Source organism: Roseburia rectibacter (assembly GCF_014287515.2).
GTDB lineage: Bacteria > Bacillota > Clostridia > Lachnospirales > Lachnospiraceae > Roseburia > Roseburia rectibacter.
In genome coordinates this window covers 3,197,501-3,209,624 of the sequence record NZ_CP092473.1, presented here as the reverse complement: position 1 = coordinate 3,209,624, position 12,124 = coordinate 3,197,501, and the positions used below count along the sequence as shown (strand labels likewise).

The following is a 12,124-nucleotide window of genomic DNA, read 5'->3' as shown; positions in this document are numbered from 1 at the left end:
CAATCGGATGAGAGAAAACGAAGCGAGCATCAGGGGAAAAGTCATGAGGGACCTGATCGCCCATGTGACAAATGATCACCTGATTGGGAAGAAGATAAAAAACGGAGAATTAAGAAAAAAGATCGGAGATTCTGAACCGCCATGGAAATGCCCGGACTGTTTTTCCTTAGAAGTGATCGGAATGGACAACTTTTCCATGGAATATTTGCAGTCAAAAGAAAATCCAAATATAGAAAAGGTCATTTTACAGCTTCATGGAGGGGGATATGTTGGAGCAATGCGGAATGCATACCGCATGTTCGCAGGACTATACTGTGAAGTCAGTCATGGAATGAGCGTGCTGACCCCTGATTACCGTGTGGCACCGGAGCATCCGTATCCGGCAGCTTTAGAGGATGCCTATGCAGCATATTGTTATCTGTTGGAGCAGGGGTGGTTTTCTGAGCAGATCATCATCGCGGGCGATTCTGCAGGGGGTGGTCTTGCAATGGCGTTATGTCATTATTTAAAAGATAAGGGAAAACAGCTTCCATGCGGGATCGTAGCGATGTCACCCTGGACAGATCTTGCTGCGCGTGGAGAGTCTTATGAGACAAACTATGAGAAGGATCCTCTGTTTGGAAAAACAAGGGACAGCCTTATCTATAATAAGGATTATATCGGAGACAACGATCCGTTAAATGCTTATATTTCACCTTTGTATGGAGATTTCAGGGGATTTCCGCCGATGCTGATACAGGTCGGCTCTTATGAAATGCTGCTCTCGGATTCTGTGGATGTGGCTGCAAAAGCCAGAGAACAGGGAGTAAAAGTAAGAATCAGTATTTATGAAGGAATGTTCCACATCTTTCAGATGGCAGCAAAAATGCTGCCGGAATCTAAAAGAGCGTGGGTTGAGATCGGTAAATTTATTGATGTTTTGCTAAATGACTGACATCCATATAGACAGGGATACCGCTTTCGTATTTTACCGGAACTTCACCGAGTATGAGAGGTGAAAGGTAATCGATCAGTGGCTGTGTGACATCATTGCCTGCATCGTTGATCCATTCTCTCGGAATTGATTTTGCCTCATTTGCAATGTGGCGGATCTCGGCATGCTCATAGGCGATTTCGTACGGAGCATCGGAGATACGGCGCATTGTTACCATGGAAGCGGTAACCCCTTCTTCGGAAAGTGCAACAGCTTTTCTGCCGAGAGCAAATGCCTCATCAAGATCAGTCTTTGAAGCGAGATGTGCTGCGCAGCGCTGTAATACGTTGACTTCTACGGAACGGACTTTGACACCAAGTTTTTCCTTGACTAAAAATTCAAGCGTTTTTCCGGCGCCGCTTAACTGGCTGTGCCCGAACGTGTCAACAGAACTCTCAGAAGCACTGATATAGTTGCCGGAAGCATCACGGATACCTTCGGATACGGCAACGATCACGTTGTTACGCTCAAAAAGCATACGCTTTACATCCAGTAAAAAATCTTCTTTATCAAATGGAACCTCCGGGAGATAAATCAGATGAGGTGCTGTATTATAACCGTTTCTTGCGAGTGCAGATGCAGCAGTCAGCCATCCGGCATCACGTCCCATGATCTCGACGATTGTCACACTCTTGACTGCATAGATAAATGTGTCATGTGCGATCTCTAAAAGAGAAGATGCGATATATTTTGCAGCAGAACCAAATCCAGGTGTATGGTCTGTTTCGCAGAGATCATTGTCGATGGTTTTTGGAATACCGATGATACGCACCGGGCTGCCGATCCGCTTACCGTATTCAGAGAGCTTTAAAACGGTGTCCATGGAATCATTGCCGCCAATATAAAAGAATGCATCAATATGGTAAGTTTCAAACTGTTTGAAAATGAATACATAGGAAGAATCATCATCTAAATAATTCGGCAGTTTGTAACGGCAGGAGCCAAGATACATTGCCGGAGTGACTTTTAAGCGGTCGAGATATTCCGGATTCTGCTGCATTAATTCAGAAAGATTCATCAAATCATTGTTTAAAATACCTGTGATTCCGTTTAAGGAACCATAAACCGTGTCATACATATCAGAACGCATCACACCGTCGATCACACCGGCAAGGCTGGCATTGATCGCAACGGTAGGACCGCCTGACTGTGCTACCATACAGTTTTTTGGACTCATAAGAAAAACTCCTTTGTGTTTGATCTTCTTTTTGCAATGTCTATCATACAAAAAAAGACACGGTTGCGCAATCATTAATTTAAATAGAAAGAGTGATGTTATACTATGAAAATATGTACATTGTGTCCTAGAATGTGTGCTGTAAACAGAGAAGCGAAAGAACGCGGGATCTGTGGACAGACAGATGAGATCAAGGTGGCACGTGCCGCACTGCATTTTTGGGAAGAACCATGTATATCGGGTGAAAAAGGTTCCGGGGCGGTCTTTTTTTCGGGCTGCGCGCTGCACTGTGTATTCTGCCAGAATGAAAATATTGCAAATGGTACGGCGGGGAAAGTCATAAGTACCGCACGTCTGTGTGAAATTTTTCTGGAACTTCAGGAGAAAGGCGCAAATAATATTAATCTTGTAACACCGGGACAGTTTGCACCACAGATCATAAAAGCAGTGGAGCTTGCCAGAGACCAGAATTTAACAATTCCGATAGTTTATAACACAAGCAGTTATGAAAATGTGGATACGATCCGTTCTCTGGAGGGAATTGTGGATATCTATCTTCCGGATTTTAAGTATCAGGATGCCGCTTTAAGTGCAAAATATTCCCATGCACCGGATTATCCTTCTGTGGCAAAGGAGGCGATAAAGGAGATGGTGCGTCAGACGGGAGAAGCTGTTTTTGAAAATGGGGAAGATTCTCTGATGAAGCGGGGGACGATCGTGCGTCATCTGATTCTGCCGGGATGTACGAAAGATTCCAAAGCAGTTTTATCATATCTGCATGAAACTTATGGCAATGAAATATATATCAGTATCATGCATCAGTTCACGCCGCTTTCCAATGTAAAAAAATATCCGGAATTAAACCGAAGGATTACGGAACGTGAATATAATGAAGTTGTCGATTTTGCGATTGATATAGGAATAGAAAATGGTTTTATCCAGGATGGAGAGACAGCTGAGGAAAGTTTTATTCCTGAATTTGACAATGAAGGAGTTTGAGGTTGACGCTTTTTCGAATATCTCATATAATTCCATAGTGATGATGGTAATAAAGGGAGTGTGAAGCAAATGAAGAGAAAAATAGCAATTATCGCTGCACTTTTCTGCATTGGCTGCATTGTGGCAGAGCCTGCGACAGATATAAAAGCTGCCGGGATTCAGGTGGCTGCTGCACAGACAACACTTTCCGCGGATAATTCGCTGGAAGTTTTATCACTTTCTGCGGGAACATTATCCCCGGATTTTACAGGAAAGACAGTACAATATACAGCTACCGTACCAAATGATGTTACAAGCGTTACGGTGACGGCAACACCGGTCAATGAATTTGCGACGGTGCAGTCGATCACAGGAAATGACAATCTTCAGGTTGGTACCAATACGATAAAAGTTGTCGTAAAGGCACAGAACGGGGCACTTGCCCAGTATACGATCACGCTGACAAGAGAAGAAGGACAGGCAGCAGACGGGCAGACGACAGACCAGCCAGCAGATGGAACGGACGGGCAGACCACAGATCAGCCGTCAGATGGACAGACGACAGACCAGTCAGCGGATGGACAGACCGCAGATCAGCCGTCAGATGGACAGACGACAGACCAGCCGGCAGATGGAACGGACGGACAGAATGCGGAGACTGAGACAGCAGAAGATGATGATACTTATAATATGGAATATCTTCAGCAGGAATACAATGACCTCTCAGAACAGTATGCGAAGGAAAAATCCTTTTCCAGAAATATGATGGGAATCATGGCATTTGTGATCGCAGTACTCGTCGTGATTATTGTTAATCTCTTATTAAGAGGAAGCAAAAGAGATGACTGGGATGATGAAGAAGATCAGGATGACTGGGACTGGGAATCTGCAAAGAAAGTAAAGGATCAGGAGCAGCAAGAGGATGCTGATTTCGAAGAAAACAGCAGTATGGAAGAAGAAAATGATATTGAACCGGAAAGAAGAGGCTTCTTCCATGGAAAGACAAAAACGGCAGATGAAACAGAAGACAGGGACGATGACGAGACAGAAAACGAAATCGGCGTGTCAAAGATCCACAAAGTACATGCAGGATTATTCGGAAGGGGTATGTCGGATGATCTTGAAGATGAGGACTGGGATGATGATGAGGAGTTCTCACCGGTAGAGAAGAAACGTCCGGAGAAAAAAGAGCAGCCGGAGGAGAAACACCGCCCGGAGAAAAAAGAGCAGCCGGAGGAGAAACGCCGTCCGGAGAAAAAAGAGCAGCCGGAGGAGAAACACCGCCCGGAGAGAAAAGAGCAGCCGGAGGAGAAACACCGCCCGGAGAGAAAAGAGCAGCCGGAAAGAAAACATACTCCGGAGAAAAAACATATTCCGAGAGAAGAAGAGGAAGATGATGATTTAGAGATCATCGATTTAAATGATTTATAAATAGGAACAGAATGGAGAGACTATGCAGATACGATATACAACAAAGGCAAAAAAAGCAATTGATCTGGCTTCAAAAATGTCGAAATCACTGCATCACCACTATATTGGAACGGAGCATATCCTGATCGGACTTTTAAAGGAAGGAACAGGTGTTGCTGCACAGGTGTTAAATGAAAATGGTGTCGAGCTTGACAAAGTCATGCAGCTGATCGAAGAACTGATTGCGCCGGACGCACAGGTGTTGACGGCAGAGGCAAAAGAATATTCACCAAGAGCATTGCAGGTGTTAGAAGGTGCAGCCAGAGAGGCAGCGCGTTTTCATTCAGAGGAGATCGGAACGGAGCATATTCTGATCGCAATGATGAAAGAGACGGAGTGTGTGGCATCGAGACTTTTAAATACGTTAGCAGTCAATATCCAGAAAATGTATGTGGATATCCTGATTGCCATGGGAGAAGATGCAAGCCTGTATAAAGAAGATTTCATGAATGGAAAACCGGTGAAGAAAACTGCATCGGATACACCGGTACTAAATCAGTACTCCAGAGATCTGACTGCATTAGCAGCCGAGGGGGCTTTAGATCCGCTGGTTGGCAGACAGGACGAAATCGACCGTGTAATACAGATCCTAAGCAGAAGAACAAAAAATAACCCTTGCCTGATCGGTGAACCGGGAGTAGGAAAGACAGCGATCGTTGAGGGAATTGCAGAGCGTATCACAACCGGAATGGTTCCGGACACCGTTGCTGGAAAGAGAGTTGTATCCCTTGATATGTCTGGGATCGTTGCAGGTTCAAAGTATCGTGGAGAGTTTGAGGAACGCATTAAAAAAGTACTTCAGGAAGTAAGGGCAGCAGGTAATATCCTGCTCTTTATCGATGAACTGCATACGATCATCGGGGCAGGTGGAGCGGAAGGTGCGATAGATGCATCTAATATTTTAAAACCGGCACTTGCACGTGGAGAACTGCAGCTGATCGGTGCAACAACGATTGATGAATACCGCAAATACATTGAAAAAGATGCTGCATTAGAGCGCAGATTCCAGCCGGTTACAGTGGAAGAACCAACAGAAGAAGAGGCAGTGCAGATCTTAGAAGGACTGCGGGATCAGTATGAAAAGCATCATCAGGTAAAAATCACGGATGAGGCAGTATCAGCAGCAGTTCGCCTGTCGGCACGTTATATTAACGACCGTTTCCTGCCGGATAAAGCAATTGATCTTATGGATGAGGCGGCAGCAAAAGTACGTCTGCGTGCAGGTGGAAGACCGGAAGAAGTTGTGGAACTGCGACACCGCATTAACATGTTAGAAGAGGAAATGCTGGAATTTTTACATGACGGTGATGTGGAAGGTGCAAAGCAGAAGAAAAATGAAAAAGAAGAGTGTGAAGAACAGCTTACCAAAATACAGACAAAGATAAAGAAAGATGGCCGCAGTAAAAAGTTAAAAGTGACAGAAGACGATATTGCAGATGTGGTATCCGGATGGACAAAAATCCCGGTGAGAAAAATTGCCGAAGGGGAGGCTGCGCGCTTAAGAAAATTAGAGGCTACTTTACACAAACGTGTCATCGGTCAGGAGGATGCAGTAAGTGCGGTGGCAAAAGCAGTGCGCAGAGGACGTGTCGGATTAAAAGATCCGAAGCGCCCGATCGGTTCATTCCTGTTTTTAGGACCGACCGGTGTCGGAAAAACAGAGATATCAAAGGCACTTGCGGAAGCGGTGTTTGGCAGTGAAGAGTCCATGATCCGCGTTGACATGTCAGAATATATGGAAAAACACAGTGTATCAAAGATGATCGGATCACCGCCAGGATATGTAGGACATGAGGAGGGCGGACAGCTCAGTGAAAAAGTGCGCCGGAATCCATATTCTGTGATCCTGTTCGATGAGATCGAGAAGGCACATCCGGATGTATTTAATATTCTGCTTCAAGTACTTGATGATGGACATATTACAGATTCACAGGGGCGCAAGGTAGATTTTAAAAATACGATCATCATTATGACTTCAAATGCCGGAGCACAGGCGATCATTGAGCCGAAAAAACTTGGATTTGCAGCTTCAGATGATGAAAAACAGAATTACGACCGGATGAAAAACAGTGTTATGGAAGAGGTGCGCCATATTTTTAAACCGGAGTTTTTGAATCGTATTGACGAGACAATTGTATTCCGTTCATTAAATAAAGATGATATGGAGCAGATTGTTACCCTGATGTTAAAAGAACTTACAGAACGCTGTGAAAAACAGATGGGAATCCACCTTACCGTACGTGGCAGCGTTAAGAAGTATATCGTAAATAAGGCATACAACCCGAAATATGGTGCAAGACCGCTGCGTCGTCAGATTCAGAATGATATTGAGGATGAGCTGGCGGAAGAAATTTTATCTGGAAAAGTGAAAAAAGACATGGATGTGACCGTGACAATTCACAAAGAAAAGATCGTGTTCGAAACAAAATAAATTTTTACTGAAATATCCGGGAAAGCACTGGAAATCGTAACAGGGATATTATATAATAAGGGCACAAAATTTTACGATAAAGAGAAAACTACTTTATCACAGGAGGAAAAAATGGCAACGATCAGCGAATTAATTCGTTCAGAAGCAGATGGAACGATCAGTTTTGGGGATTACACATTAGGTGCAAAGGCGAAACTTGATAATTTTGAGCATCAGGGAGATATCTACAAAGTGAAGACATTTTCCGAGATTACCAAGTTAGAGCGCAATGGCATGTTCGTGTATGAATCTGTTCCGGGAACGGCTGTCATGAATCTGAAAGCAACAGATACAGGCCTGACATTTCAGGTAGAGGGACCGGAAGATGCACAGATTACAGTGGGACTTGAGGATGAGGCAGAGTACGACATCACGATCGATGGCGCAGATGCAGGAAAGATGAAGACCAATCTTGGCGGCAAATTAAGCTTAAGCGTAGAACTCGGTGACCATCCGGTAGATGTGAAAGTTACAAAGTGCTAGAAACGGAAAATGAAATCAAAAGAGGCTTATGTGTCAAAGCGGCATGTAAGCTTCTTTTTTTATGTAATAGGAAATTTCGTTGAAATTCCCTGTTACATAAAATGACCACAGAGTCTGTATCGTATTGTTGTGTGTACGCTCAGGTACGAAAGTACGATTGACTGCCAAAAACTGTTAAAGTAACATAAAAAATGCGCGTGATTACGCGTAATAAATAAGAAGGAGAAAAAGGTTATGAAAAGAAAAAAGCTCACGGGCTGGAAACGTATGGCGGCATTTGCGATGGCGCTAACGCTGACGATAGGAGATGGTGCATCAGTGTGGGCTGCTGTAGTGCCACAGACAGTCACAGAAACCGCAGCACAGACAGAAGATGCGATGGAAGCTGTCGGGGCTACGGAACAGACAGAAAGTGAAGCAGACAGTGAGTCTGTGGAAAATGACAACGGGCAGACGAAAGAGAGCGAGGCAGCAGAAGTATCAGAAGTTACAGAGACAACAGAAAAAGTTGACGAGACGGAAACTGAGGGAACAACTGAGAACGTGAATAACACAGAAACAACAGAAGATACGGAGAATAATGACGAGACGGAATCTGTGGAAATTGAGACTGAGACAGAAACGGAACAGGAAACTGAAAAAGAAACCGAAGAAGAGACAGAAGAAGAAACCGAAGAGGAAGAACGGGCTGCAATCGATAAGCCGTCAAAGGTCATCAATGTAAGCGGAGAAAGAAATTGTTATACTCTGACCACACAGTCCGGGAAGCTGTTGAGATATGTTTATGTAAATCAGTTTCAGAATGGCGTGATCGTGGCAGGTACGCCGGATGAGAGAGTTGATTATAAAATAGTCAAAAGAAGCAGTTTATGGGATAAGACAGTAGGATTATATAAGTATGGCAATGACTATTATGGACAGTGTGGCAGCACGGATATTGATGGATTCGTAAGACTGTATTATAAGGCGGAGACCATAATAAAAGGAAATACAGAGCAGTATAAAGATGCATATGGTATGTATAAGGTCAATGGAAAGACGTATCTGTATATGCAGACATGCGATAGAACCGGTTATCATTACATAACGGAAGGTGATGAGATTACGGAGATCGGTATGTGTGATTCGGACGAAGAATGTCAGAATGTAATAGACCGCTATGCGGTAAAAGATGGCGATAAAGTGATTTATTATAATTATAATGGTAACTTTTATAAAAAATTACAATCTATTAGAAAATATGATTCAAAGTCAAAAACATATAAATATATTGTATATGCAGGCAGAGGATATGAAATTTCATTTGAAAAATCAAATGTAAAGATAAGCTGGAATGAGATTACAAATGATAAGGCGACACTCAAAAATAAAGCCGGAGATCTGATGAAAGTCGGATATGAGGTGATCTGCGATGGCAATACGAATGTTTACGGCATGTCAGGTCTGTTTCTGGATGCTTCGGAAGGAAAACTGCATGCAATGACACCGTCAGATCACGAAATAATTCCATATGTTGTCCTTTCCCAGGGACAGCAGGTAAATGTAAAAGTGCGTGCCGTATATTACCATGAAGTTACGGACATAAAGAAAGCAGAATATAAGAACTGGGATGATAACAGCAGATACATTGTAGAATCAAAACAGACGAAATATGTAGCAGACATGTATGGTCAGTGGTCAGATGTTTATACTTATAAGAATGAAGTTGTAAAACAGTTGTCGGCAGTAACCGGTGTAAAGGCATCAGTAAATGGCAAAAAAATAACGGTTTCCTGGAATCCACAGAATGGTGCAAGTAATTACCAGTTGTTTTATATACAAAGCAGCAAGCCATTAAATATCACAAATGCAGACAGTTTTTTACAGTTTTACAAACATGGTGGTTCGCTGTATGATGCATATGTCAATACAAAGGGAGAAAATGATTCTTTTGAAACAGACTATACCTATGCAGTGAAACCGTATTGTGATTTTACAGTAAAATCAGCATTACCGTATAACTATTTCTGCGTCAGATTAGGAGCCACGGAAGATGGGTATTATTCAGACGGAAGTTATTCAGAAGCAGCAAACGTAACATGTAATGTAAATGGAAACATACCAGTCGTAAAAAATCTGAAGATAGAAAAGACGGAAAATGGACAAAGATGGCAGCTCTCATGGACGCCGGTAGATGCAGATGTGATCATTTATGCTTTTGAAGACAGTAAGATACCGGCATACTATAATTATGAGCTTTTGAGTGCGTATGGATATTATACGGATGGTAACGGGGCACAGAAAAAACTTTATTTAGAAGATATTTTGACAGAACTTCAGAGGAAAGAGATAAAAAGTTATGTACATGCTTATAAAGCAACAGGAAGTTATGGCGCATACAGTTTCAGTTCATTAAAGCCGGGAGTAAAATATACATTTGTTGCACACACGTATGATACAGACAGTTCACTTTACAAGGTACAGAAGAAACCGGTATATACAATAAACCAGAAAATAAAGATAACAGATAATCAGAAAAATGAAATATATAAAGATATGTCTGTTGGAATGACTTATTATATGGCAATGAGTGCGGCTTCAAATATGGTAAGCTGCACCGAAAAAGTAAGTGTGCCGTATGTATACACAAAAGCCGGAAAAAACAGCATAAAATTATCTTTTGATAAAGGAAATAATACAGGATACGAGATTTATCGTTTGTCTGGTAAGAAATATAAAAAAATAGCAACGATTACAGACCGTATCTATACGGATCAGAACTTAAAGCAAAATACAAAATATACTTATAAAATCCGTTCTTATTATTATGATCCGGACAGAAAAATAAAAAGTTACAGTGAATATAAGAACATTACAGCAAGTACCAGCCGTGTAAATAACATTGAATTAAAGGTTGTAAAAAGTTCAAAAAATTCAGCAAAACTTATCTGGACAAAAGTCTCTTTTGCAACGAAATATGAGATTTACAGAACTTCTGAGCTTGACAAGGATGTGACGGAAGTTAAAAACTCCTTAAATTCAGGAAACTCTGCCAACAATGTATATAACTCAAAATATGAACTGGTAAAAACGATCACAAATGCAAAAACAACAAGTTATACGGATAAAAAACTAAAATCCGGTGAGAAATATACTTATATTGTAAATGCATATTATAAGGATGGAAAAGCATTAAAATATATTTCCAGATCAGCGAGTGTTGAAATGCAGTTAGAAGCACCAAAAAATGTAGTTCTTACGAATAAAGGAAAGAATGTAAATGCAAAATGGGATGCAGACAAGTTTGCAGCAGGTTATCAGGTCAGATATGTAATATATGATAAATATGGACGGAAAAAAACAGCTACACCGAAAGTGGTTACGGCAAAGAAAAATAAATATACCATCAAAGGGTTAGCAGGTGGGGAATATGTAAACGTATCGGTAAGAGCCTATACCTCAAAAAAAATATACAGCGAATGGACAGCAGAAAAAGAATCTACTTCACTTGCGGCAGCAAAGTCCATTAAAGCTGTTTATGATACGAAAAAGAAAGCAGTAAAAATTACCTGGAAAAAGGTAAAAGGTGCAAAATATTATAAAGTATACCGTTCCATATCAATGCCGGTATATAACTCAGATGAAAAACTATATGCAGTGTCAGGAAATCTGATCGCAAAAGATTCCAATGATGATACAGGATACGAAAATGAGGCTTGTTATACGGATTATTATGGAGAGACCGGTTCTGTCACAAAGACAACGGCATATGATAGGGCGCAGTTGAAAAGTGGAGTGACCTATTACTATACCGTCTGTGCATATGGAGAAAAGGGAACAAGAATAGCTTCTTATATGTCTTATGGAAGCGGTACCCAGTATGCTTCCGGTAAACCTGCATCCATTCTGTATGGTGTGAAAATTGCTGCAAAACTGAAAAACAACAAAAAGGGAACCGTTACAGTTTCTTACAATAAGGTGAAAGGCGCAAAAACATATCAGATCTACCGTGCAGAAAAAATGAACGGTAAATATACGCTGATCGGAACCACAAAGAAAACAACTTTTGCAGATAAGAAAGCAAAGAAGAAAAAGACATACTATTACAAAGTAGTTGTAAATGGTAAAAATGCATTGCTTGCAGACTTTAAAACTCAGAGTTCTGCAGTAAAGATCAAAGTAAAAAAATAACCTTATCATCAACATTGCTTTTTACTGCAAAAGTAAGTATACTGATAAGCAATAAAAAGAGATGGAGAAGAAATATGCCAAAGGGAAAAACAACCGTATTTTTTTGCCAGGAGTGCGGCTACGAATCATCGAAATGGATGGGGCAGTGCCCGGCATGCAGGGAATGGAATACATTTGTTGAAGAGACGATCGACAAAAAAAGTGCAGCAAAAGACGGCAGGGTAGCAGCAAAAACAACGGAAGCGAAGACAGTTCCGCTCTCGCAGATCGAGATGACACAGGATAAGCGTATGTCGACAGACATGAAAGAACTTGACCGTGTGCTTGGAGGTGGGATCGTGCAGGGTTCTTTAGTACTGGTAGGCGGTGATCCGGGAATCGGTAAATCAACGCTGCTTTTACA

Annotated in this window: 8 protein-coding genes (1 of these 8 only partly in view); 7 read left to right on the top strand and 1 reads right to left on the bottom strand. The window is 41.8% G+C overall.

What is annotated here, in order from left to right; translation table 11 throughout:
* Positions 1-7: 7 nt before the first annotated feature.
* Complete coding sequence (locus H8S51_RS14780) at positions 8-934, top strand: alpha/beta hydrolase (RefSeq protein ID WP_186899988.1); 927 nt, start codon at positions 8-10, stop codon at positions 932-934.
* Here H8S51_RS14780 and H8S51_RS14775 read toward each other — a convergent pair.
* Complete coding sequence (locus tag H8S51_RS14775) at positions 909-2,150, bottom strand: 6-phosphofructokinase (RefSeq protein ID WP_118209985.1); 1,242 nt, start codon at positions 2,148-2,150, stop codon at positions 909-911. The genes H8S51_RS14780 and H8S51_RS14775 overlap by 26 nt on opposite strands.
* Before the next feature lie 132 nt (positions 2,151-2,282).
* On the opposite strand from H8S51_RS14775, the gene H8S51_RS14770 reads away from it, so the two are divergent.
* The 6 genes from H8S51_RS14770 to radA all read left to right on the top strand — a co-directional run.
* Positions 2,283-3,149 carry a 4Fe-4S cluster-binding domain-containing protein gene (locus H8S51_RS14770; RefSeq protein WP_117921099.1) on the top strand — a complete coding sequence of 289 codons (867 nt, stop codon included), beginning with the start codon at positions 2,283-2,285 and terminating at the stop codon, positions 3,147-3,149.
* 69 nt (positions 3,150-3,218) lie between these two features.
* Positions 3,219-4,559 (top strand): cadherin-like beta sandwich domain-containing protein, encoded by a 1,341-nt coding sequence (locus H8S51_RS14765; RefSeq protein ID WP_186899987.1) that lies wholly within the window; start codon positions 3,219-3,221, stop codon positions 4,557-4,559.
* Between the two features lie 22 nt (positions 4,560-4,581).
* Positions 4,582-7,029, top strand: coding sequence for an ATP-dependent Clp protease ATP-binding subunit (locus H8S51_RS14760; RefSeq protein ID WP_186899986.1), 2,448 nt, complete (start codon positions 4,582-4,584; stop codon positions 7,027-7,029).
* Positions 7,030-7,140: 111 nt separating this feature from the next.
* Positions 7,141-7,551 carry an endosialidase gene (locus tag H8S51_RS14755; RefSeq protein WP_117921102.1) on the top strand — a complete coding sequence of 137 codons (411 nt, stop codon included), beginning with the start codon at positions 7,141-7,143 and terminating at the stop codon, positions 7,549-7,551.
* A 234-nt stretch (positions 7,552-7,785) separates the two neighbouring features.
* Positions 7,786-11,721, top strand: coding sequence for a fibronectin type III domain-containing protein (locus H8S51_RS14750; RefSeq protein ID WP_186899985.1), 3,936 nt, complete (start codon positions 7,786-7,788; stop codon positions 11,719-11,721).
* 74 nt (positions 11,722-11,795) lie between these two features.
* Positions 11,796-12,124, top strand: the 5' portion of a protein-coding gene (radA, locus tag H8S51_RS14745; protein WP_241070756.1) for a DNA repair protein RadA. The gene runs 1,057 nt beyond the window's last position; only the first 329 of its 1,386 coding nucleotides appear in the window; its start codon is at positions 11,796-11,798; its stop codon lies beyond the right edge, outside the window.